We start from the raw sequence: 22,726 nt of genomic DNA on the forward strand, positions 1-22,726 counted from the left end.
AGCGGGCCTCGCATAGCTCGCTTTTTCTCACGCCTAGCACCAGGAACAAGCAGCAGGCCCGATAGTTGTCTCGACCAAAGCTGCTGATGTGTTCACGGAAGACCCCAAAGGCATGTTCGATTTCTTCCTGCGTCAGGGTGCGCTCCCGGCTGGCTTCGACGCCGCCGGCGTCGCTGACGGTGAATGGGCTGGCCGGGTTGTTCTGGCACAGGTCCAGTTTGATGCCATGACGAAACAACTGCTTCATGTACATCAGGGTGTCATTGGCGATGGTGGGGCGGTTGCTGCGCTGGACGCGCTGCAGGACGGCCCGGATATCCCTTGGGGTGACGTCGGCAATCGGGTAGAGGCCGATCACCGGGTGAATTTCTTTCTGGTAGATGCGCTTGGGGATGTTGGGGTGTTTCAGGCGCCGGGACAGATCGGTCTCATGCCAGTCCTGGAAAAGGTCTTTGACGGTGCGGATGTCGGGCTGGACAACTTTGGCTCTTTCCTGGATTGGATCGGTGCCCGTGCGGATGCCTTGCTTGGTTAGCACAGCGGCTTCCCGGGCGTCACCCAGGGACATCTGTGGGTATTGGCCCAAGGTGATTTCGTGGCGCTTGCCCTGGGCGCTGTAGCGCAGCATCCAGTAGGGCATGCCGGACTTGCGTACACAGAAATAGAGGCCGCCGCCATCGGTGTGTTTCTTGGGGGCCTGCTTTGCCAGGGACTTGATCTGAGTGGCGGTGAGTTTGCTCATTTTGACCTTGTGGCGTTTGAGCCTATAAAAACAGGCTGCCCACCACTTTTTGTTTGTTGATTGAAGAGAAAAATTCTCTGTCATCAATGGTTTGCAGGCAGCCCCTTGAGAGCTGCCCACCATTTCAGGTCAATATAGGTGCGGGGGAGGAAAAAGTCACGTTTTTGCCCACCATTTTGCCCACCACTTTTGTCTGGATAGGGGTGGATGGCAGTGGATTTCCATGGACTGAGATTCGCATTTAATTCTTTAAAAACAATGAATTAAATACGATTATGGACTTCCCTGGATTTTACTCGATATTCTGGATCTGTTCGCGCATCTGTTCGATAAGCACCTTTAATTCCACGGCGGCGGCGGTGGTTTCGCTGTCGACGGATTTGCTGCCCAGGGTGTTGGCTTCGCGGTTGAGTTCCTGCATGAGGAAATCCAGGCGCCGGCCGATGTGGCCGCCTTTTTTGAGGATGCGGCGCACTTCGGTGACGTGGGTAAGCAGGCGGTCCAGTTCTTCGTCCACGTCCATTTTTTGCGCCAGCAGCACCAGCTCCTGTTCCAGGCGATCCGGGTCCGGTGAGTCGATCACGTCCTGGATGCGGCTGCGCAGGCGTTCGCGTTGGGCGTCTTTGATGCGCGGCACGGCGGTTTTGACGATCTCCACCTGGGTGATGATGCCGTCGAGGCGTTCTTCGATCAGTTTGCCCAGTTGTTGGCCTTCGCGGCTGCGGGTGTCGATCAGGGCCTGGAGGGCTTCATCCAACAGGGTGAGGGATTCGCGTTGCAGCAGGTCCACGTCCAGTTCGCGGGTGCTGAGCACGCCGGGATGGCGGAGGATTTCCATGGGGTTGACCTGGCCGGGGTGCTGCACCAGGTCGCCGACCCGGCGGGAGATCTCGGACAGCTGTTTGACCAGGGGCTCGTTGAGTTCCAGAGCGGCGTCGCTGACGTCCTGCTGGTAGCGCAGGGTGACTTCCACCTTGCCCCGGGCCAGCGCCTTGCGGCAGCGCTCGCGCACGGCGTTCTCCAGTGAGCGCAGGGCGTCGGGCAGGCGTGGGCTGATTTCCAGGTAGCGGTGGTTCACGGCCTTGATTTCCCAGACCAGGCCGTAGCCTTCGAGCGGGCGGTCGGCGCGGGCAAAAGCGGTCATGCTGCAAATCATGGTGAACCTCTGTGTTGGCCATGGGATGTCCCGGTGTTCGTGCCTTGTAGGAGCTTGCTTGCAAGCGAAAAGGCAATGCAGGAATCGAGTATCGAGTCACGCGTTGCGAAACCCCGGCTTTCCCAATATCAAGTCTTGCCTTTCGAAACTCGCTTCTCGTCACTCGGGGCTGTCTTTTCGCTTGCAGGCAAGCTCCCACAGTGGGCTGTTGCCGGGCTCTCTAGTCTAGTCGAGACGGGGTTGGGTGCAAGGCAGGCATTGGCGCTGGTGTTTGCTACAATGGTCGCCCTTTTGATTCCAAGACTACCAGGAGATTCCATGCGCCCATCCGGCCGAGCCCCCGACCAATTGCGTGAACTGAGCTTTACCCGCAACTACACCGTTCATGCCGAGGGCAGCGTATTGGTGGCGTTCGGGAACACCAAGGTGCTGTGTACCGCGTCCGTGGAAGAAGGCGTGCCGCGCTTTCTCAAGGGCAAGGGCCAGGGCTGGTTGACCGCAGAGTACAGCATGCTGCCGCGTTCCACCCACACCCGCTCCGGCCGTGAGGCGACACGGGGCAAGCAGGGCGGACGCACGCTGGAAATTCAGCGCCTGATCGGCCGCTCCCTGCGTGCGGCGGTGGACATGAAAGCGCTGGGCGAGCGCACTATCTACCTGGATTGCGACGTGCTGCAGGCCGACGGTGGCACGCGTACTGCATCCATTTCCGGGGCCTGCGTGGCGTTGGTGGATGCCTTTACCCACCTGCTGGAAACCAAGAAGATCAAGAGTGACCCGCTCACCGGCCTGGTGGGCGCGGTATCCGTGGGCATGTACGAAGATGCTCCGGTGCTGGATCTGGATTACGCCGAAGATTCCAATGCGGGTACCGACATGAACGTGGTGATGACCCAGCAGGGCGGTTTTATCGAGATTCAGGGCTCCGCAGAGGGCGCGCCATTTACCCGTGAGCAGTCCGATAGCCTGTTGGGGCTGGCGGAAAAAGGCATTGGCGAGATCATCAAGGCCCAGCAAGTGGCGCTGGGCTGGTAACACGCTAAAGACAAAAAGGCGGGCCGTGCCGTTGTGGCGGCACGGCGTCGCGCAGTTGCGAACAGACTGGCTAGCACACAGGCTTGAGTATGAAGAACTACAAGAAGCACTTTCTGCGCTTTGCTGAAGAGCGTGACGCGCTGAAATTCGGGGAATTTACCCTGAAGTCCGGGCGCAAGAGTCCGTATTTCTTCAATGCGGGCACTTTTCACACCGGTGAGGCCCTGGCCCGGTTGGGTCGCTATTATGCGGATGCGATCATGGCATCCGGGCTGGAATTCGATATGTTGTTCGGGCCGGCCTATAAAGGCATCCCGCTGGTGGCGGCGGTGTCTGTGGCATTGGCTGAGCACCATGGCCGGGATTACCCCTGGGCGTTCAATCGCAAGGAAGCCAAGGACCATGGTGAGGGCGGCTGGCTGGTCGGCGCGCCATTGCAGGGCCGGGCGCTGGTGATAGATGATGTGATCACGGCGGGAACGGCGATTCGTGAAGTGGCGACGCTGTTCGAGAAGACGGACGCGACCATGGCGGGGGTGATGGTGGCACTGGATCGGCAGGAGTGCGCGAAAGAGCCTTCCGAGGCGGGCAAGGGCCTGTCGGCGATCCAGGAAGTGGAACAAGCTTTGGGGGTGCCAGTGGGCTGTATCGTCACCATGAGCGATATCATCGACTGGCTGGAACAGCAACCGGACAGCCAGACAATGGTGGCGCCTATGCGTGAGTACCGGGAGCGTTATGGAGTGCAATAATAATGAAAATCGTCGTCTTGTTGATGGCGCTGATCCTGACTTCGTCGGTGTGGGCTCGCTCGGGGCAACGTGCCAATGAGCGCATGCCGGATGGCGCCTACTTTCGGTATGAAACCTCTGACGGCGTGGTCCACCTGAACCGAACCCTGACCATGGATGCCATCCGTAACGGCTACCAGTTACTGGATCAGTATGGCCGGGTGCTGGAAGACGTGGAGGGGGTGCAGCTGAATGACGCCGAAGCGAAAGCCCAGCGGATGCAGCAGGCTCGCCAGGCCCGCGAGGACCGGGACATGCTGCGTCTGTATGCCGGCCCGGAAGATGCGGTACGGGCGCGCGATCGCAAGGTCGAGGCGCTGGAGCTGAGCATCAGCTACGAAGAGAACAATCTTGCCCAGTTGCAGATGAAGCTGGATGACGAAATTGCCACGGCGGCGCGCAACGAAAGGGCGGGCCGGGACGTGCCGGAGGTGGTGAAAGAGGCCATCGACCGCCTGCAGCGCCAGATTCAGACAGCGGAGCAAAAGCTGCTGGAATTCGACAAGGAAATCGAACAGGCCAACCAGCAATACGCCCCGATTATCGAGCGGCTTGAGGCGATTGAGAAACAACAAAACGAAGGCGGCTGAGGCCGCCTTCGTCGTGAGCGCTTAACGAAACAGGGTGGGTTGCAGTAGCGCCCATTGCGCTGGCCAGTCCTGGCTGGGCAGGGTTTTGAAACCGGAACGCACAAATTGCGCGATGCGTCCTTCGGCCACGGCCAACAGCAGGTTGGCGGTAATGGTCGGGGTCGCCTGGGTGCGCAACCCTTCCTTGAACTCTGCATCACGCAGCACCTGTTTTACCTGGCTTTCCACCCGATCGTAGAACTGCTGGATACGCTGGTGCAGACGGGCGTTTTCGCCGGTGAGGGCGTCGCCGGTGAGCAACCGGGTGATGCCCGGGTTGCGCTCGGTAAACGCCAGCAGCAGGGTGAGAATCTGTTCTACCTGATCACTGGCCTTGCCGTCTTCCATGATGCGGTTGATGCGCGAAAAAATGGCCTCTTCAATAAAGCTGATCAGCCCTTCGAACATTTTCGCCTTGCTGGGAAAATGCCGGTACAGCGCCGCCTCGGATACCCCCACTTCTTTTGCCAGCCCGGCGGTGGTAATGCGCCCACCGGGAGCGGCTTCCAGCATGTGGGCGAGCGACTGCAGAATCTGCTCTTTGCGCGACGGTGTTTTATCGGTCATGAAGTATCGTTCCCAGTTCTAAGCAACAAGTTTCTGGTTGCAACGCGAGTGCCAGAGGTATATCACAGGCAAACATCGCGCCCAACGTTCCCGGGCTTGTTACTGCGGTTTTATTTTTCACTGTTGTAGCGTTTCGCGGCAATCCCCTTTGCCGCAGATTTAGTTGAAAGTGAAAAGTTTAAAGTTGAAACGCGGTTTGAGTCTGTGGATTTTGCAGGGGCGTGCCCGCGATTGCCGGTAAGGGCGCGGGCTGCTGCCGTTAAAAACCCAAAACACGTTTGGCGCGCTTTCAACTTTGAACTTTCATCTTTCAACTAGTCTTTGCTGATCAGGGTGCCGATCCCCTTGTCCGTGAGGATTTCCAGCAGTACCGCGTGGGACACCCGGCCATCGATAATGTGGGCGGTGTGGACGCCGTTTTGTACTGCTTCCAGGGCGCAACCGATCTTGGGCAGCATGCCCCCGTAGATGGTGCCGTCCTTGATCAGGCTGTTGACCCGTTCGGTGGTGAGCCCGGTGAGGATCTGGCCCTGTTTGTCTTTCAGGCCGGCCACGTTGGTGAGCAGAATCAGTTTTTCTGCCCGCAGCACTTCGGCCACCTTGCCAGCCACCAGGTCGGCATTGATGTTGTAGCTGGTGCCGTTGTCGTCCACGCCGATGGGGGCGATAACGGGGATGAAGTCGCTGCCGGCGAGAAGGTCGATAATGCGGGTGTCGATGCCCTGCACTTCGCCCACGTGGCCGATGTCGATGATTTCCGAGGCCTGCAGTTCCGGGCTGTCGGCGTCGCTGGCCTTGAGCACCATCTTGCGGGCCTTGATCAGGCGTCCGTCCTTGCCGGTGAGGCCGATGGCCTGGCCGCCGTTGTGCTGGATCAGGTTGACGATGTCCTTGTTGACCAGGCCGCCGAGCACCATTTGCACCACGTCCATGGTTTCCCGGTCGGTGACACGCATGCCCTGAACAAATTTCGATTCCTTGCCCAGCCGCTCCAGCAGGTCGCCGATCTGGGGGCCGCCGCCGTGCACGATCACCGGGTGGATGCCGATCTGCTTCATCATCACCACGTCACGGGCGAAGCTGTTCTTCAGCTCCTCGTTCTCCATGGCATTGCCGCCATATTTGATAACGACGGTGGTGCCGGAAAAACGCTGAATGTAGGGCAGGGCCTCAATCAGAATCCGGGCGGTGTCGTGGGCACTGTTGGTGTCCATGGAGTCTCCTTGAATAGGGGCCTGCACGCGGTGCGGTGCACGCAAGCACGCCAAATCGTAGCGGTCAGGTATTGCATCGGCGCACTCTGCTGCGGGCCGAGCTGTGCGGCGGAGATGGCATTGTGGCCATTTCCGCCTTGCGAATGCTGGCGATTATACGCGCTGGCGTGCCGCTTGTTACGTTTTGCGTGCGGCTAACTTGATCAAAACGGCAGTGTCAGGCTCTCATCCACAGCTTGCAGGTGCTTGCGGAACTGGTTTTTGACCCGTTCCAGTGCCTCTTCGTCGCGGCCTTCGAAGCGGGCCACCAGCGAGGGCGTGGTATTGGAGGCGCGCACCAGCCCCCAGCCATCGGGGAAATCCACACGCAGTCCGTCGATGGTGGTAGGTCGGCCACCGGCGAATTGTTCGGCGCGGGCCGTAAGAGCATCGATCAGCGCAAACTTGTTGTCATCGCTGGCATCAATATAGAGCGCCGGGGTGGTGACACCGGTTTTCAGCTGGTCGAACACCTGGCCAGCGGTGTCGTCCTGCAAGGAGAGGATTTCCAGCAGCCGGGCGCCGGCATAGGCGCCGTCGTCGCAGCCGAACCAGCGGTCGGCAAAGAAGATATGCCCGCTGATTTCCCCAGCCAGGGCGGCGCCGCTTTCCTTCATTTTTGCCTTGATCAGAGAGTGCCCGGTTTTGTACATCAGGGGGCGGCCGCCGTTCTTGCGGATAATGGCGGGCAGGGCGCGGCTGCATTTCACGTCGAAGAGGATGTCGGCGCCGGGGCTGCGGCCGAGCAGGTCCTTGGCAAACAGCATGAGCAGGCGGTCCGGCCAGATGATTTCGCCGCTGTTGGTGACCACGGCCACGCGGTCGCCGTCGCCGTCGAACGCCAGGCCCAGGTCCAGGTCTTCCTGCTGGACGATGCGGATCAGGTCGGCCAGGTTGTCCGGGTTACCGGTGTCCGGGGCGTGGTTGGGGAAGTTGCCGTCGATCTCGGTGTACAGCGGCGTCACCTCGCAGCCCAGCTGGGTGAACAGCCGTGGGGCCAGCTCGCCGGTGACGCCGTTGCCACAGTCGATGGCAATTTTCAGGGGCCGGGCCAGCACGATGTCGTTGGCGATGTCGTTCAGGTAGCGGTCGCTGATGTCGCGCTCTTCTTCGCGGCCGCTGCCTTCGCTGAAGGCCTTGTTCTGGATGCGCTGCTTGAAGGTCTGAATGCGGTCGCCGTGTAGCGTTTCGCCGTTCATGACGATTTTCAGGCCGTTGTGCTGAGCCGGGTTGTGGCTGCCGGTGAGCATGACGCCGGTCTGGGTTTCCAGCACTTCGGTACCGTAGTAAAGCACCGGGGTGGGTACCTGCCCTAAGTTGACCACGTCGCGGCCAGATTCCAGCAGGCCCTTGATCAGTGAGCGGCTGAGCTCCGGGCTGGACAAGCGGCCGTCGCGGGCCACCAGTACGGTTTGCTGACCCAGTTCGCCGGCTTCAGTGCCAATAGCACGGCCCAGCAGGTAGACGCCCTGGGCGGTGAGGGTGTCGCCGGCCACGCCGCGGATATCGTAGGCGCGGAAAATACTGTCCGGCAGGGACTCGGTGCCGTTGTCGTCATCCATCAACAGAATGCTGTCGTCGTCGCTTTCTTCCACTATCAGGGCATCGGGTTTGGCGGTAGCTTTGGGGCGTGCGGGGCCAGCGCGGTCGCGCAGTTTTTTGGCCAGGCGGGCGGAGGCTTCGTTGACGCTGGTGAAGAGCGGGAAGTGGAAATGGTCGCGGGCGGTGACGCCGGGTTGGCGCGTCAGCTCATCGCTGTAGCGAATCAGTTCGGCGGCGTCCTGGCGCAGTGCCCGGGTCAGCAGGCGGTTCACCAGCAGGGTGCATAACAGGATCACGACTACCCCCAGGGCGATGCCCAGGGTGGCGACGATCAGGCTGTTGCCGTCCGGTGCGCGCAAGGTCAGGGTGACCTGAACCGGGCCCTGGCTGACCTGGGCGGTGCCGCCGTTGGCGCGTTGTTTGTTATCGAACAGGGGGCTGCCGCCGTAGGTGACGCTGAGCGCACTGCCCTCCGGCATGGCTGCACGCAGGGTGGTGGCCAGCGGAGCCAGAGACTGGGTGAGCAACAGGCTGCCGGTCTGGTTTTTGGTGGCGCGGGCCATGACCAACTGGGGGGGAGCACCGGCAATAATCACCGGACCGGGCTGCTGGCCCAGACGGACATTTTTGAGCAGCTCCTGGGCGGTGTAGCTGAACTGGGCGGTATCTGCCCCGCGGCGGGGAACGAGCTGCACGGTAGCATCGGGAAGCCACTGGTTCTGGTGCACGTTGAAGCTGGACAGGTTGCCGTCGGAGAGTGCCTGGTTCACGTCGCTGCGGTCGCTGAGTATGTCCAGCTGCTGGCGGGAGGCCTGGATGGTGTTGCTCGCCTGGCTGGCCAGTGATTGAGCCAGCAGTCGGGCCTGGGCGTTCTGTTGCTCGGGCTGCAGCTGGCTGGCTTGGTAGGCGTAGAGGCAGCCGGTGGCGGCGACCACGGCCACGATGCCGGCGGCGACCAGCGGTAGCAGCTGCTTCATGGTGCTGGTGGACTTGCCTTGCTTGTTGTCGCTCTTGTTCCCCATATCCCCTCCGCTTGCCCGGCGCTGCCACGGTGTTGTTGTGTTTGGGTCGTGGTGCGCGCTGTGATGCGTACTTGTGCTGCTGTGGTTGTTGTTTTGTGTCCGGTGCTTCTTGTGCCGGGCCTCAGTGACGCCCGCTGTGGCCGAAACCGCCCTCGCCCCGTTCGCTGGCGCTGAAGCTTTCCACCTGTTCCAGTTCTACCTGCATGACCGGCACGATCACCAGCTGGGCGATGCGCTCACCGGGTTCCAGGGTGAAAGGCTGTTGCCCCCGGTTCCAGCAGGAAACCATCAGCTCGCCCTGATAGTCCGAGTCGATCAGCCCCACCAGATTGCCCAGCACAATACCGTGCTTATGACCCAGGCCGGAGCGCGGCAGAATCATGCCGGCGTAGCCCGGGTCGTCAATGAAAATGGACATGCCGGTGGGCAGCAGTTCGGTATCCCCGGGTTGCAGCGTCATGGGTTCCTTGACCATGGCGCGCAGGTCCAGCCCGGCGGAGCCGTCGGTGGCGTAGTGAGGCAGTGGAATGCTGTTGCCAAGGCGGGCGTCGAGTACCCGGTATTGCAGTTTCATGGGTCTGTTCCTGATTAAACGCTGGACGCCAAAAGCCTGAAGCCAGACAAACATCAAAACAGGCGTTTCAACGTGGATCCGGTGTTTGGCGTCTGGCGTCCGGCAGACTTTATTGTTTGTCAGGCGTCCGGCATTGGGCGTCTGGCGTTATCAATCTTTATACCGTATCGCGATCAATTCGATCAGCTGCTTGGCGATCTGGGCCTTGGAGGCCAGTGGCAGCACCTTGTGGCCGCTGGGCCAGATCACCGTGAGTGCGTTGTTGTCGCTGTTGAATCCCACGTTGGTGCCGGAGACGTCGTTGGTGGCGATCATGTCGAGCTTTTTGTTCACCAGCTTGCCCTGGGCGTAGGCCATTACGTCCTGGGTCTCTGCTGCAAAACCGACGGTAAAGGGGCGTTTGGCGTGTTCGGCCACGGATGCCACGATGTCCGGGTTTTTCACCAGTGTCAGGTGAATTTCCTCGGTGGATTTCTTGATCTTGTGGTCAGCGGTCACGGTGGGGCGGTAATCCGCCACGGCGGCGGTGGCGATAAACACATCGCAGCCGTTTTCCACCACGTCCATGCAAGTCTCGTACATGTCCACGGCGCGCACCACATCCACGCGCTCTACCCGTGACGGGGTGGGCAGATTCACCGGCCCGGCGATCAGGGTGACTTTGGCTCCTGCTTCGGCGGCGGCTTCGGCCAGCGCAAAACCCATTTTCCCGGAGCTTTTGTTGGTGATGTAGCGCACCGGGTCGATGGATTCGCGGGTGGGGCCGGCGGTGATCACCACATGCTTGCCGGTGAGCAGCTGGTAGTCGAACACTTCCGCGGCCTGCTGGATGATTTCCAGCGGTTCGATCATGCGTCCGGCGCCCACTTCGCCGCAGGCCTGGCTGCCGCTGCCCGGGCCGAACACGGTGATGCCTTTTTCCTGCAGGATCAGCTGGTTCTTCTGGGTGCTGAGATCTGCCCACATCTGCTGGTTCATGGCCGGGGCAATGGCGATCGGTGCGCCGGTGGCCAGGCACAGGGTGGTCAACAGGTCGTTGCCGTGGCCGTGGGCCAAACGAGCCATGAAATTGGCGGACGCTGGCGCAATCAACACCAGGTCTGCCCAACGGGCCAACTCGATATGGCCCATGGCCGCTTCGGCGGTGGGGTCCAGCAGGGTGGTGTGCACCGGGTGGCCGGAGAGGGCCTGCATGGTCAGCGGAGTGATGAATTCACAGGCGCCCTGGGTCATGACGACTCGCACTTGTGCGCCCACATCCTGCAGCCGGCGCACCAGATCGGCGGCTTTATAGGCGGCAATACCGCCGGTGACGCCCAGCAGGACCCGTTTGTTCATCAGACGTTGCATGCAAAAACCCTTGTTTGGATGACGGCAGGCATGGCGAATCTCCACTGCCGCTGCAGCTGCAAGGCTGCTATCAAGTCAGGCTGCATAGAGTAGCACTGTATAAGAGACGCGGCACGCAGGACGCAACAGGCTGCACGCAAAACAAAATGTGGCATCGGAGGTGGTGAGTTTTGAGTCGGCGATATAAGGAATTGCGAGTGTGGCAGGCGGCGATGGAGCTGGCTGTGGCTACGTATGGATTGTCGCGCAGGTTTCCTCAAGGGGAGGTGTTCGGATTGGCGTCGCAGATGCAGCGAGCCGGCCTGAGTGTGCCGTCCAATATTGCGGAAGGCTATGGCCGGGGTGGTGATGTGGAGTTCAGGCGTTTCCTGCGTATTGCGAGAGGGTCGCTCTTTGAGCTGGAGACTCAGCTTATGGTGGCGGAGCGTCTCGGGTATGGCGGGAAAGAGGACCTGAAACCCATGATCGAAAAAGTGTTTGCCCTTCTGTCGGGCATGTTGAGAAAGCTGGAGGCAAGGTGATGAGTGATTTTTCCGTGTTGCGTGTGTGCATGATGCGTGGAGCGTGCTTGTGGCCATAACAGACTGGCCGACGGAGGAGCGGCCGCGGGAGAAGTTGTTGGCACGGGGTGCCGAGGCGCTCAGTGATGCGGAGTTGTTGGCGATTTTTCTGCGTACCGGGCAGCAGGGCCTGACGGCGGTGGATCTGGCCCGTCGGCAGTTGGCGGGCAGCGGGGGCTTGCGGGCCATGCTGGACTTGAGTCCGGAGCGTATGGCGCATCTGCCCGGTATGGGGACGGCCCGGCGGGCGTTGTTGCTGGCGGCACTGGAGCTGGGGCGGCGGTATCTGGCCGAACCTCTGGAGCGAGGGCAGCCTCTGGATAACCCGGACAAGGCCGGACAGCTGCTCATGGCTCAGTTGCGCGGGTTGCCGTTCGAGGTATTTGCCTGCCTGTTTCTGGACAACAAGCACCGTCTGATTGCCTTTGAAAAGCTGTTTCAAGGCACCATTGATGCGGCGGCGGTTTATCCGCGGGAAGTGGTTCGTAGAGCCATGGAGCATAACGCTGCTGCGGTGATCCTGGCTCACAACCACCCATCGGGTGTGGCTGAGCCCAGCCAGTCGGATCATGCGATTACGCGTCGGCTGGTGGAGGCATTGGGCCTGGTGGAGGTGCGGGTGCTGGATCATCTGGTGATTGGCGATGGCGGCTGGGTGTCGCTGGCGTCTCGTGGGGCGTTGTGAAAATGCCTGACGCTTGAGGCTGGATTCCTGACGGAAGAAATGGGGCGTCTGTGGCACGTCAATGGGCCGTTGATGCCGCTATGCCGCGTGTGGCCCACGTTCCAGCCGTCATGGATGGCCATTTATCGGCGTTTGGGTTTCGGTGTTTGGCGTCCAGCTATCGTTTAAATCAAGATTTCGCTTGAAACTTGAGCGGTGGATTGGTATAAAACGCGCCTTTTCCGGGGCTCTACCGTCCCCCGCAAGAAGTTTTACGGAGCAAGACAATGTCCAAAGTTTGCCAGGTGACCGGTAAGCGCCCTGTAACGGGCAATCGCGTTTCCCACTCGAACATCAAGACCAAGCGTCGTTTCGAGCCGAACCTGCACCACCACCGTTTCTGGGTTGAGTCCGAGAAGCGTTTCGTGCGTCTGCGGGTGAGCTCTAAAGGTATGCGCATCATCGACAAGAAAGGTATCGACTCTGTATTGTCCGATATCCGTTCTCGCGGCGATCGCGTTTAAGGCTAACAGAAGGAGTTAACCCATGGCCGGTCCTATTCGTGAAAAAATCCGCCTGGTGTCCTCTGCTGGCACTGGTCATTTTTACACCACCACCAAGAACAAGCGTCTTCATCCTGAAAAGATGGAAACCAAGAAGTATGATCCGGTCGTGCGTAAGCATGTGGCCTACAAGGAAGCGAAGATCAAGTAATGATCTTCTAGCTTGCCTGCCTGGCAGCGGACATAAAAAAACCCGGGATCTCCCGGGTTTTTTTATGTCTGGAGAAAAGTGCGCGCAAGAGAGGCTGATTTGCATATCAAATCTGCGCTTGGAAAGTCCGTCTATCGTCTTTCCTGCTCCGAACAGAGGTTTGACCTGCGTCACAAAACGGTGCTGGTGCTAGCTTTACAGGACCGGGAGGTTTTGCAACAAAAGGCTACATGCCCAGCGTTGTGAAGGACATCACAGTTGCATAGGATTGAACCGTAAGTTCATATTTGCGCATATGTGATGGTTTTGGGATAAGTTTGGTAACCCGCACAAAGAGCGTGCACGGAGAGCACTATGAGTACTTTGACTATGATTTCTCAATTTATCTTTACCCGTCTTTACAGCCAGTTGCCAGGTCGCGCGCGTAAGCAGCGTGGTGCCAGTGCGCTGGAGTACATTGTTCTGGCCGCTGCGCTGATCATTATCATTGGCGTGTTGGCGACGAATGGTACTGTTAGAACGGCACTAGAGACTGCGTTTACTGACTTGTTTACTGAGGCGTCTGACACGACTCCTCCGGCTGGTTAGGATCGTTTATATGCGAAAGCGACAAAAAATCGTTGGGGCTGTAGCGCTGGAGTTTCTGATGCTGTTCCCCTTCGTTGTCGCCATGTTATACGGCGCGGCGGTATACGGCCTGACATTCTTTGCCCAGTACCGGATGCAGGATGCGGTGGACAATGCGGTATCCACCGCGTTGTACATTGACCGGTCTGCGTTACAGGGGGCGGCGTTGGCTACTTCAGTGACGCAGCGTGCCAATACGGCACTGACCGGGTTGGTGGCAGAGTTGCCACCCAGTCTGCGCGATCTGAATGCTGACGGTGCCTGCAACATGGAAACAGTGGGGGGGATAGAAATGCTCCACTGTCGCCTGGTTTACCCGAATTATCAGACTAATCCGGTGGTGCCGGCGCTGAGCTTCGGTATGTTGGGGGAGTTTCCTCCCTTGCCGGACCGGCTGGATGCGGAGGCGCGGGCCGCATTCTGATTCTGCGTGCCCGCCACAAGAACCAGAAACAGACAGGGATGTTCCGGAGAGAACATGGGATCAAGACTGCTGTACATGTTGCCGGCGCTGGCAGTGGCGCTGGTGGCGTTGATCTTGGCATTGGTGGGATTAAGTCGCGATCCGACACCAGCGTTGGTGGTGAAGAATGAGGGGGCGGATACAACGTCGTCCACTCAGGAAGCGCCGAGCTATCGCTATTGGGTGGTGACACAAAGCCTGAATGTCGGGGATACACTTGATGAAGAGTCCTTGGCGGTGGTGTCATCCCCTGCGCCAATTGCCAATGTGCTGACCGCCGATGAAACGGTGGTGGGCAAGGAGCTTCGCCAGTTTGCCCGTCCGGGTGAGCTGCTTTCCCGTAATCATCTTGAACCAGGCGGCACGCTTCCCGGTGCCTTGCCCACGGGGTTCCGTGCGGTGGGGGTTGCCGTGGATGACGTGGTCATGGCAGGTGGCTTGTTACAGCCCGGCGACCTGGTGGATGTGGTGGTGGCGTTTCGCAAGGTCGAGCGGGATAACCCGGCGGCGCTGGTGCTGCTGCGCAATATTCAGGTGCTGGCGGTAAAAGGCGCCATGGCTGCAGCCACCAGTGACCAGGACCGTGAGGCCCAGCGCCGAAACAACACCGTGGTGCTGGCTGTGCCTAAAGATAAAGTGCCGCCGCTGTTGTTGGCCGCAGAAGAGGGCTCGGTGCGTCTGGCGGTGGTCGCCAGTGATGACAAGGACGGCGATAAAGAGGCGGTGGCCAGCGCCCGGGATAGCAAGAGCAAACCGGTTTATTACAAGGATCTGTTCCCGACCACTCGCGCCCCTGCGCCGCAGGCCAAGTCGCCGGGACAGCGAGTCGAAGTCTATGAAGGATCGGACTCAAGGAGCACTTATGTGCGTTAAGGGTGGGATGAAAGGGGCCGTTTGGGCCGCAATGGCAACGTTACTGTGGTTGATGACCACTGTGGCGCAGGCACAGGATCTGACCGATTCCATGCGGCTGGCGCCGGGGGACCAGAAAGTGCTTACGTTCCCGTCGGCGGTGTCCAAGGTGGCGACCTCGGACCCGGGGGTGGCGGCACTGACCGTCACCGGCAGTGCGGAATTGTTGCTGACCGCGAAAGCGGAAGGGTCAGCCGTGCTGTCGGTCTGGTTGCGCGACAGCAGCAAGCCGCTGCGCAGCACGGTGGTGGTGGCGACAACCCTGGGGGATGCCTTGCCGTTCGGGACCCAGGTGCAAACGGATATTCGTGTGTTGGAAGTCAGCCGTTCCGAGCTGAATCAACTGGGCATGAGTTACAGCAACACCTTTAATGGTGGCCAGTCTGCGGTCGGTATTGCGTCGCCAGGCTCCGGCTTTCAGGTGCCAGGGGCAGTACCGACCCCGCTGGGCACTGAAGGCTTCAACTTGTTTGGTTTTGGGCCCAACTCGGTGTTGGCTATCAATGCGCTGGAAGCCGGGGGGTTTGCCTATACATTGGCGGAGCCGTCATTGACCAGCCTGTCCGGGCAAAGCGCAAGTTTCCTGTCTGGTGGCGAATTTCCGGTGCCCACCCGCAGTACCACCGATGGCGTGCAGATCGAATTCAAGGAATTCGGGATCGGCCTGAGCCTGACGCCCACCGTTATCGACAAGAATCAGATTATTCTCAAGGTGGCCCCCGAAGTGTCTGAACTGGATTTTTCCGCCGGGGTGGAAACCGGGGGAGTGGCGGTACCGGGTCTGCGGGTGCGGCGAGCAGAAACCACTGTGTCCCTGGCGCCGGGGGAAACTTTCATCATCAGTGGCTTGGTAAGTCGTAACACCATTAACAGCAGTTCCCGTTTACCGGGTATCGGTAACATTCCGTTGCTCGGCGCCTTCTTCCGTTCCTCACGGATCGAGAAGGACGACAAGGAATTGGTGATGGTGGTGACACCGCATCTGGTCACGCCGCAGGAAGCCACCAGTCCGCCGGTGACCTTGCCGGGCGCAGGCTATCACTCCAGCAGCATGGGCTGGCTGGATATGGCCACCGAAAGCCGTCGCGGCTCCCAACCCATCCGTCATGGACTGAGCTGGTGATGCTATGAGTGACCACGACATTGTTCTTTCGGTTGTTGATGATGATGGTATTGAGGCCTGGCTGGAGCGGGTCGTCGACGAACCGTTTCGGCTGGAGCAGGTCAGCCGTTCCGACCTGACCCGGGTGCTGCGTTTGCTGGAGGCGACTACCGCCCATGTGGTGATGGTGGAGATTTCCGAAGCGGATATGGACCAGTCCCTGGCCATTATTACCGCACTGACCAGTGCCCGGCCCTGGGTAACGGTGATCACCGTTTGTGCCCGGGCCAATCAGGAATTGTTGCTGCAGGCCATGCGTGCCGGTGCACGGGATTGTTTTGTTGCGGGTACGGATGCCGGCGATGTCCGGGAGCGCTTACGCCGCCATCAGTTATTGCGGGTGGGGCATTACGGTGACGAAGTGCGTTCCGGCACCAATAATCTCACCCTGGTGGCCTCGGCGAGTGCCACGGTGGATACCCGATTTTTGACCCAGAACGTGGCGTTGGCGCTGAACCGGCTGTTTCCCGGCGAGCGTTGCCTGGCCATTGATACCCAGCCGGGTGAGCGCGGTATTTTCTACCTGGATGTGCATAACGAGTACAACCTGGAGAACCTGCTGGCCAGCCCGGAAACCCTGGATGAAACCCTCATCGGCACGGCGCTGGAAGAATACCGGCCCGGGCTGCGGTTACTGGCTGGCGGCGTGGACAGTGGCAACTTGCAGGGGGATCGCAGCGCAGACCTGTTTATTGCCCTGAATCACCTGATGCAGATGTTCGATCGCATTGTCATCAATGTGGGGACGCTGGAAAGCCGTCACTGGGTACGTGCGCTGGGCATTCATGCCCGCCACCTGCTGGTGGCTATGCATCCATTGGTGGATCAGGCCCATGCGGTGCGCAGCCTGGGCAACGACTGGCGCTCCCATCTGGGCCGCGAGAGCCAGGTGAGCCTGGTGGTGGATGGCGTGGACAGCCATGTGCCGCCGGGTCTGGACGAACTGGCGGACACCGCCGGCGTACCGTTGCTTGGTGGCTTGCCAATGGACTGGCGGTACCGGCTGTTGGCCATGAATAGCGGGTTGCCGATTCAGGAGCAGTCGCCCCGGTGCCGTTATAGCCGGACTTTGCAGGCGCTGGTTGGCAAGCTGGAAATGCAGCAGGACGATGTGACCAGTTCCAGCTGGTGGCAACGTGTGCGCAGTAATGGGTAGCTGGCCTGCGCAATGAGCGTGGTGCCTGGCCTGAATAGCACTCAAGGCAACGGATAGCAGGAGCAGTTGTGGCCGGACGGATCGATGCGGAATATCAGCAGCTCAAGGATCGCACCCATCGGTGGGTCGTAGAGCGCCTGGACGAAGAAGGGATCGAGGTCGGCAATGCCGGCAGCGACCAGCTGTCGGATTTTGTCCGTACCACCGTGGGCCAGTATATCGCCCTGAACCGGGTCCCTCTTTCCACCCAGGATCTCAATCAGCTTGCCCGCGATGCGCTGGACGAAGTCACCGGCTTTGGCCCGTTGGAACCGTTGCTGGCGGACGAGCGCATCAATGACATCCTGGTGAACGGTCCTGACAGTGTGTTCATTGAAGTGTCCGGGGTGCTGCAAAAGGCATCGGTGCGTTTTATCGATGACGACCATGTGGTGAGAGTGATTCGCCGCATGCTGGCGCCGCTGGGTCGACGGCTGGATGAATCCAGCCCCATGGTGGATGCCCGTCTGCCGGATGGCTCGCGGGTGAACGCCATTATCCCGCCGCTGGCGCTGGATGGCCCCAGCATCAGTATCCGTAAGTTCACGCGTAACCATCTGAGCGCCCAGGACCTGATCGATTCCGGCTCGCTTACCGAGGCCTGCCTGGACATCATGATCAAGGCGGTGGAGTCGCGCCGCAATATTATTGTCAGCGGTGGTACCGGTACCGGTAAAACCACCATGCTGAACCTGATCAGCCAGTACATTCCCCGCCCGGAACGCATTCTCACCATCGAGGATTCGGCGGAGCTGGTGCTGAATCATCCCCATGTGGTGCGGCTGGAAACGCGCCCGGCAAACACCGAGGGAAAGGGCCGGATCAGTGCCCGCGAGCTGGTGATCAATGCCCTGCGGATGCGCCCGGACCGGGTGATTCTCGGTGAAGTGCGCTCCAATGAAGTGATTGAGTTACTGCAAGCCATGAACACCGGCCATGAAGGCTCCATGAGTACCATCCACGCCAACAGTTCCCGCGATGCGCTGGTGCGTATTGAGACGTTGCTGGCGGTGAGTGGCTATGACGCAAGCGAAACCGCCATTGGGCGACTGATCGGTTCGGCTCTGGATATCATTATCCAGCTGGAGCGCACTTCGGATGGTCGTCGCCGGGTGAGTGAAGTGGTGGCGTTAACACCGACCAGTGATGATCTTTACCACATGGATTACCTGTACCGGAGTAATGATGAGCGCGGTTGAGCTGCTCGGCATGGCACAGGTGCTCGGCATCATTGCGGTGCTGACGGTGCTGTTGCAGCTGCTCTGGTTCCGTTACCGGCAGCGCAGCCTGGTCAGCGACCGGGTGCGCCAGCGGTTACAGCAACGCACCGAGCTGGGCCAGGAACTGGGGCAGACACGGGTGGTCAGCGGGCCGTTGGAGCGTCTGTTGCTGCGCGCGGATATTCGCCTGTCGCGTACCCAGTTGACGCTGATGGGCATTGTCATCTTTGTCATGCTGGCGCTGGTGTTGGCGTCGTCCGGTTTTATTGCGGCCGTCGTGGTGGCCTTGTTCATTATGGCGAGCCTGTGGCTGTACTGGCGTTTCCGCTTTCAGCAGCAGCGCCGTGCCATTTTTGAATCCCTGCCGGGGATTATGGATTCGACCCTGCGCTACATGGGGGCGGGCCGTTCTCTGGAAGCGTCGCTGCTGGAGTCGTTCCACGATGCACCACCGGTGTTTCAACCGCTGACATTCCGGCTGCGCAGTGCAGTGGAATCCGGGCGTGATTACACCGGCTTGTTCGATGATTTTGCGCGGCTTTATCGAGTGCCATCACTGGTGCTGGTATCCATTGCCCTGCGCACCTCTGCCCGCTTCGGCTCTTCCATCCGGCCGGTCTTGCAGCAGGTAGCCAACTCCCTGCGTTCGCAGCAGGAGTTGCGCCGTGAGTTTCTGGCGTCAACCGCAGAAACCCGGTTTACCGCGGGGGCCTTTACGCTGCTGCCACTGGGGATGGCGGTGTACATGATGCTGATTAACGAAAAGTATGCCGATGTGCTTTTGCGTACGGACACCGGGCACACCATGTTGATTATCGCCGGCGTACTGCAGGGCATTGGTGTGGTGATTATCTGGCGCATGGTGCAGGGGGTGGGGCGTGAGTGATCTGTTTCTGGTTCTGGCCGTCGCCCTGGTGCTGGTGGCCCTGTGGCTGTTGTTGTTCAAGGCGCGGGAATGGGAAATGCGGGCGAGGGTGCAGGCCCGCTTGCACGACACAGCGGGCACCCGTGTGGAGAGCGAAGGGAGCGGTTTCTGGTTATGGCGTTTGTCCGGAGCGCTGACGGAATCGTCGCTGGCTGCCAGTGATTACGAAGATATCCGCCTTGCGCTGAAAGGCATGGGGAAAAGCCGCGAGCAGTCTCAGGTTATCTACTTGTTGTCCTGCTGGTTGCTGCCCGTGTTCGTGGCGGTGATTGGGTTTCTCTTTTTCGGCGCGCTGGGTGGGCTGTTGATGTCAGCGGCAGGATTTATTCTGCCGCGCAGAACCATTCGAGGCATGGGGGCGCAGGCAGAAATGCGTCAGAACCTGGAAGCCGTGGAGCTGTGTCATATGACGCGGATGCTGATGGAGGCGGGGCTGTCGCTGGAGCGGGTGCTACGCATTATTGGTGTGCAGGGCCGGCCGCTGCTGCCAATCCTGATTGCGCGCATTGACCGGTTCAACCGGTTGATGAAATCCGGCGCGGAGCGTACCCAGGCGCTGGATGAGTTGGGTGAAAATAAACGGATCCCGGTGCTGCGCAGTTATGTGGTGCTGATGAAACAGAGCAGTCAGTTAGGGGCTGGTGTATCGCACAGCTTGGACCAGATTATTGACGAAGCACAGAACGTGGAGCGCAACCGGATTCGGGAAGAAACCAACCGGATCGGGGCGAAAATGACGGTGATCATGATGGCATTCATGTTGCCGGCGTTATTTATTCTGATTGGTGGCCCGGCGGTGGTGTCCATTGCCGAGGCGTTGACACGATGAAAGGGAGCAGGGACATGCGTGGCAGTAATTGGGGAGGTCTGTGCGCTGGGGCGCTGCTGACAGTGCTGGCGGGCTGCGCCCACCAAAGCGCGCCTGCACAGGCGAGCGGCACCGTGGATGTGTCTGGCATTGTCTGCAAGGACGCACTGCAGCCAGAGCAAAGGGTGGACCTGGAAATGGTCGATACCCTGATGGCCAAGGGGCGCAACTATGCGGCGCTGGCGCAGCTGGAGAATGATCCGATGAACGCCATCGATCACTGGTTGCGTTACGGCCAGTTGTTGGCGGCGTCCGGCAAACTGGAAGAATCGGAAGAGGTGTATCGGGCCATGGCCAACCGTTGTGGTGATGGCCGCAGCGAGCATGGCCTGGGCATGGTGTTGCTGAAGCGCCATGAGGTCATGTCGGCAATTTCACATCTGGAAAAAGCCCGTGATATGGCACCGGCCACCTCCCAGGTGCGCAACGATTACGGTTATGCATTGTTGCTGGTCGGCCGTTATGACGATGCGGCATTTGAATTGCGCACGGCCCTGGAATTGGCGAATGGCCAGGGTCCGGTTCGCCAGAACCTGGCGGTGGCTTACCTGATGAGCAATAACCAAAAAGGCATTCAGGAATTGCAGTCTCAGTACGGTTTTTCCGAGGACGAAATGGCCTATGCGGAGAAACTCAGTCAACAGTTCGGGAGGGTTGCACCATGAATAAATGGCTTCTTGTGCTTCTTCTGCCGGGCCTGGCCGTGGCGGCCGAGCCCGAGCAGAATTATAGCTTCGGTGTATCCGATCAAGTGGTAGACAACGTGCCGGAAACCGTCACCGACTGGTTGCTAAACCAGCAGCGGGATTCTCGTCCGGCAGCAAAAAGCGAGCTCTCAGCGCCTATCTATGTGGATACTCAGCGTCGCCTGGCGGATTCCTTCCGCACGGCCATACCGGACACCTTCGGTGAACAGACCCGCGACGAGTAATCGCCGGCGCGAGCAGGGCGCCCTGACGGTGATTACACCGCTGCTGTTGTTGATTGTCGTCATCCTGTCGGTGATGGCACTGGATGGCGCGCGCCTGTACATGCTGCGCGGCGAAATGCAGGCGCAGGTGAATGTGGCGGCACAGGCGGCGGCGGGCGAAGCGCAAAGTTGCGGTGGTCAGTTTGTCAGTACGGCCGTGATTCAGTCCCGGGCCCTGGCTGCTGCGCAGGCTCAGGGTTTTAATGCAGAGGACGGCACGCTGCAAGTTCAGGTCGGGCTGATTGAAGATGCGGACGGCAGCAATGTCCTTTCGTTTCGTCCGGTGAATTTTGTTGAAGAAAGTAATGCTGTGCTGGTGACCTATACCCGTAGCGAACCCATTTCTTTGTTATTGCCCGAGTCCACCTTTGGCACGCTGGAAATGTCGGTGAATGCGGCTGCCCGCAAAGAAGTAACCGCGACGATTAGCGCTGCCGGAGGTACTGCCGGGGTGGGTGGCGATGGCTCACTGTTGGGCTCGTTGCTGGGTGTGGTCTTGAATCAGCCGGGTTTTTCTCTGGATCCAACCAGTCTGGATAGCCTGGAAAACGCCACCGTGCAGTTGGGAGATTTATTGTCCACGTTGGGAGTGGATGATCTGACGGAGTTGCTGGGGCTGGATGCCGATCAGCTGGCGTCGGCGATTGCGGATGTGGGAGGCGTTGCCGCACCGGTTGCTTCTTTGCTGGATGATATTGCTACCTCGCAAGGTATTGAAACCATCAAGGTCAGCGATGTGATTGAGGTGGTTGAGGCGACCTCAGTACCGGAAGACAGTGAGTTTCCGGTCTATGATCTGGTGATCAGCCTGGTGTTGAATCTGGCTGAGCAGCAACAGGCCGGTGAAGGAGGGGTGCTGGCTCTGCCATTGAATATCAATGACCTCAATATCCCATTGATTGCAGATATTGAAACGGTGGATCTGGGGCTGCACGTGGGTGAACCTCCCACGGTGGCCATCGGTCCGGCGAGGCAGGATGCTGATGGTAACTGGAGGACGCAGTTTTACGCGCCGGATGTGACCTTGCAGTTACGGGCAAGCGCCGAGATTCTGCCAATCAATATATTGGGTCTTGTGACATTTTCTCTGGCGGATTTGGAAATCCCCTTGGCGGTGAACGCAGGGGGCGGGCGTGGGTACTTGGTTGCTGCTGACTGTGCGGCGGGTTCTTCCAATACGGTGGAATTTACGGTCGACCTGGAAAGGGAGGTAGCCCGAATTGTGACAGGAAGCTTGGATAGTGAGGGCGAATTGCAATCCTCGCCTCTGGATGCGGATGTGGGCCGCGTCAGTCTCCTGTTCGGTTTGTTGTCGATTGATCCGCTGCTGCATCTTGATGCCGAACTTGATGGCACTGTACCGGGGGTAGCAGAAACGGTGGTGTTGGATCCTCGTTATGATCTTTATTGTGACCCGTTGGCTGGCTGTGCCGAAGTGGGCTATGAGGATCTGGGAAGTGGCTTGGCCGGTCTTAATCTTGGGCTTACGGTGAACGCAAGTTTGCTGGAAGGGACGCTGGGGGGTATATCGCTTGGGCAGGTTTTGAACCCCGTGGTCGATTTGGTTGAGGGTCTGCTTGCGGACGTGGTTGTTAGTCTGGGCGATGCGTTGATCAATCCTCTGCTGCGCACATTGGGCGTCGGTCTGGGAGGGATTTCGGTGAACGTTTCAGCGGCAAACCAGGATGCCATTCAGGTGATTGAGAACATCACCGTTGCGTCCGGGCAGGGCTGAACATGTAAGTCGGTATTCAATGCTGGCCGACCAAGAAAGGTTCATCACGG

The 22,726-nt window shown here is 59.6% G+C and carries 26 protein-coding genes; 18 read left to right on the plus strand and 8 right to left on the minus strand.

What is annotated here, in order from left to right:
• Positions 1-742, minus strand: a 742-nt coding sequence (locus CL546_RS11750) for a tyrosine-type recombinase/integrase (RefSeq protein WP_290495184.1), incomplete at its 3' end; no start/stop codon positions are given.
• Positions 743-1,034: 292 nt separating this feature from the next.
• Entirely contained in the window at positions 1,035-1,886 is an 852-nt protein-coding gene (locus CL546_RS11755; RefSeq protein WP_290495186.1) for a YicC/YloC family endoribonuclease, read from the minus strand.
• 330 nt (positions 1,887-2,216) lie between these two features.
• Between CL546_RS11755 and rph the strand changes: the two genes are divergently transcribed.
• The 3 genes from rph (at position 2,217) to CL546_RS11770 (ending at position 4,314) form a co-directional block, all read left to right on the plus strand.
• Entirely contained in the window at positions 2,217-2,933 is a 717-nt protein-coding gene (rph, locus tag CL546_RS11760; protein WP_290495188.1) for a ribonuclease PH, read from the plus strand.
• A gap of 89 nt (positions 2,934-3,022) precedes the next feature.
• Positions 3,023-3,685 (plus strand): orotate phosphoribosyltransferase, encoded by a 663-nt coding sequence (gene pyrE, locus CL546_RS11765; protein ID WP_290495190.1) that lies wholly within the window; start codon positions 3,023-3,025, stop codon positions 3,683-3,685.
• A 2-nt stretch (positions 3,686-3,687) separates the two neighbouring features.
• Positions 3,688-4,314, plus strand: a complete 627-nt coding sequence (locus CL546_RS11770; protein ID WP_290495192.1) for a hypothetical protein — start codon at positions 3,688-3,690, stop codon at positions 4,312-4,314.
• Positions 4,315-4,335: 21 nt separating this feature from the next.
• Here CL546_RS11770 and slmA read toward each other — a convergent pair whose 3' ends face one another.
• The 6 genes from slmA to coaBC all read right to left on the minus strand — a co-directional run bounded on the left by slmA (position 4,336) and on the right by coaBC (position 10,661).
• The gene (gene slmA, locus CL546_RS11775; protein ID WP_290495194.1) at positions 4,336-4,920 is read right to left on the minus strand and encodes a nucleoid occlusion factor SlmA; all 585 of its coding nucleotides are present in this window, start codon (positions 4,918-4,920) and stop codon (positions 4,336-4,338) included.
• 110 nt (positions 4,921-5,030) lie between these two features.
• Complete coding sequence (locus CL546_RS11780) at positions 5,031-5,234, minus strand: hypothetical protein (protein WP_290495195.1); 204 nt, start codon at positions 5,232-5,234, stop codon at positions 5,031-5,033.
• Positions 5,235-6,134, minus strand: a complete 900-nt coding sequence (gene argB / locus CL546_RS11785; RefSeq protein ID WP_007149034.1) for an acetylglutamate kinase — start codon at positions 6,132-6,134, stop codon at positions 5,235-5,237.
• 203 nt (positions 6,135-6,337) lie between these two features.
• On the minus strand, positions 6,338-8,737 hold the full coding sequence (locus tag CL546_RS11790; protein ID WP_290495196.1) for a phosphomannomutase/phosphoglucomutase: 2,400 nt from the start codon (positions 8,735-8,737) through the stop codon (positions 6,338-6,340).
• Positions 8,738-8,858: 121 nt separating this feature from the next.
• On the minus strand, positions 8,859-9,311 hold the full coding sequence (gene dut, locus CL546_RS11795; RefSeq protein ID WP_290495197.1) for a dUTP diphosphatase: 453 nt from the start codon (positions 9,309-9,311) through the stop codon (positions 8,859-8,861).
• Positions 9,312-9,461: 150 nt separating this feature from the next.
• Complete coding sequence (coaBC, locus tag CL546_RS11800; protein WP_007149642.1) at positions 9,462-10,661, minus strand: bifunctional phosphopantothenoylcysteine decarboxylase/phosphopantothenate--cysteine ligase CoaBC; 1,200 nt, start codon at positions 10,659-10,661, stop codon at positions 9,462-9,464.
• A 197-nt stretch (positions 10,662-10,858) separates the two neighbouring features.
• On the opposite strand from coaBC, the gene CL546_RS11805 reads away from it, so the two are divergent.
• The 15 genes from CL546_RS11805 (at position 10,859) to CL546_RS11875 (ending at position 22,676) form a co-directional block, all read left to right on the plus strand.
• On the plus strand, positions 10,859-11,182 hold the full coding sequence (locus tag CL546_RS11805; protein WP_290495559.1) for a four helix bundle protein: 324 nt from the start codon (positions 10,859-10,861) through the stop codon (positions 11,180-11,182).
• A gap of 49 nt (positions 11,183-11,231) precedes the next feature.
• Positions 11,232-11,906 (plus strand): RadC family protein, encoded by a 675-nt coding sequence (radC, locus tag CL546_RS11810; protein WP_290495199.1) that lies wholly within the window; start codon positions 11,232-11,234, stop codon positions 11,904-11,906.
• A gap of 266 nt (positions 11,907-12,172) precedes the next feature.
• Positions 12,173-12,409 (plus strand): 50S ribosomal protein L28, encoded by a 237-nt coding sequence (gene rpmB / locus CL546_RS11815; protein WP_007149468.1) that lies wholly within the window; start codon positions 12,173-12,175, stop codon positions 12,407-12,409.
• A 22-nt stretch (positions 12,410-12,431) separates the two neighbouring features.
• Positions 12,432-12,599 carry a 50S ribosomal protein L33 gene (gene rpmG, locus CL546_RS11820; RefSeq protein WP_007151127.1) on the plus strand — a complete coding sequence of 56 codons (168 nt, stop codon included), beginning with the start codon at positions 12,432-12,434 and terminating at the stop codon, positions 12,597-12,599.
• Between the two features lie 354 nt (positions 12,600-12,953).
• Positions 12,954-13,187, plus strand: a complete 234-nt coding sequence (locus CL546_RS11825) for a Flp family type IVb pilin (RefSeq protein ID WP_290495205.1) — start codon at positions 12,954-12,956, stop codon at positions 13,185-13,187.
• Between the two features lie 10 nt (positions 13,188-13,197).
• Positions 13,198-13,650 (plus strand): TadE/TadG family type IV pilus assembly protein, encoded by a 453-nt coding sequence (locus CL546_RS11830; protein WP_290495207.1) that lies wholly within the window; start codon positions 13,198-13,200, stop codon positions 13,648-13,650.
• A 54-nt stretch (positions 13,651-13,704) separates the two neighbouring features.
• A complete protein-coding gene (gene cpaB / locus CL546_RS11835; protein ID WP_290495209.1) occupies positions 13,705-14,562 on the plus strand; it encodes a Flp pilus assembly protein CpaB in 858 nt (285 codons plus the stop codon).
• 31 nt (positions 14,563-14,593) lie between these two features.
• Positions 14,594-15,724 (plus strand): type II and III secretion system protein family protein, encoded by a 1,131-nt coding sequence (locus CL546_RS11840; RefSeq protein WP_290495211.1) that lies wholly within the window; start codon positions 14,594-14,596, stop codon positions 15,722-15,724.
• 4 nt (positions 15,725-15,728) lie between these two features.
• Complete coding sequence (locus CL546_RS11845; protein WP_290495213.1) at positions 15,729-16,919, plus strand: AAA family ATPase; 1,191 nt, start codon at positions 15,729-15,731, stop codon at positions 16,917-16,919.
• A 68-nt stretch (positions 16,920-16,987) separates the two neighbouring features.
• Complete coding sequence (locus CL546_RS11850; protein ID WP_290495215.1) at positions 16,988-18,157, plus strand: CpaF family protein; 1,170 nt, start codon at positions 16,988-16,990, stop codon at positions 18,155-18,157.
• Positions 18,144-19,064 carry a type II secretion system F family protein gene (locus tag CL546_RS11855; RefSeq protein ID WP_290495217.1) on the plus strand — a complete coding sequence of 307 codons (921 nt, stop codon included), beginning with the start codon at positions 18,144-18,146 and terminating at the stop codon, positions 19,062-19,064. The genes CL546_RS11850 and CL546_RS11855 overlap by 14 nt, the downstream gene beginning before the upstream one ends.
• Entirely contained in the window at positions 19,057-19,932 is an 876-nt protein-coding gene (locus CL546_RS11860) for a type II secretion system F family protein (RefSeq protein ID WP_290495219.1), read from the plus strand. The genes CL546_RS11855 and CL546_RS11860 overlap by 8 nt, the downstream gene beginning before the upstream one ends.
• A gap of 14 nt (positions 19,933-19,946) precedes the next feature.
• Positions 19,947-20,636: a tetratricopeptide repeat protein gene (locus CL546_RS11865; protein ID WP_290495221.1), complete on the plus strand. Its 690-nt coding sequence runs from the start codon at positions 19,947-19,949 to the stop codon at positions 20,634-20,636.
• The gene (locus tag CL546_RS11870; RefSeq protein ID WP_290495223.1) at positions 20,633-20,902 is read left to right on the plus strand and encodes a hypothetical protein; all 270 of its coding nucleotides are present in this window, start codon (positions 20,633-20,635) and stop codon (positions 20,900-20,902) included. The genes CL546_RS11865 and CL546_RS11870 overlap by 4 nt, the downstream gene beginning before the upstream one ends.
• Positions 20,880-22,676 (plus strand): hypothetical protein, encoded by a 1,797-nt coding sequence (locus tag CL546_RS11875; protein ID WP_290495230.1) that lies wholly within the window; start codon positions 20,880-20,882, stop codon positions 22,674-22,676. The genes CL546_RS11870 and CL546_RS11875 overlap by 23 nt, the downstream gene beginning before the upstream one ends.
• Positions 22,677-22,726 lie beyond the last annotated feature (50 nt).

This window comes from Alcanivorax sp., from assembly GCF_002726155.1.
Classification (GTDB): domain Bacteria; phylum Pseudomonadota; class Gammaproteobacteria; order Pseudomonadales; family Alcanivoracaceae; genus Alcanivorax.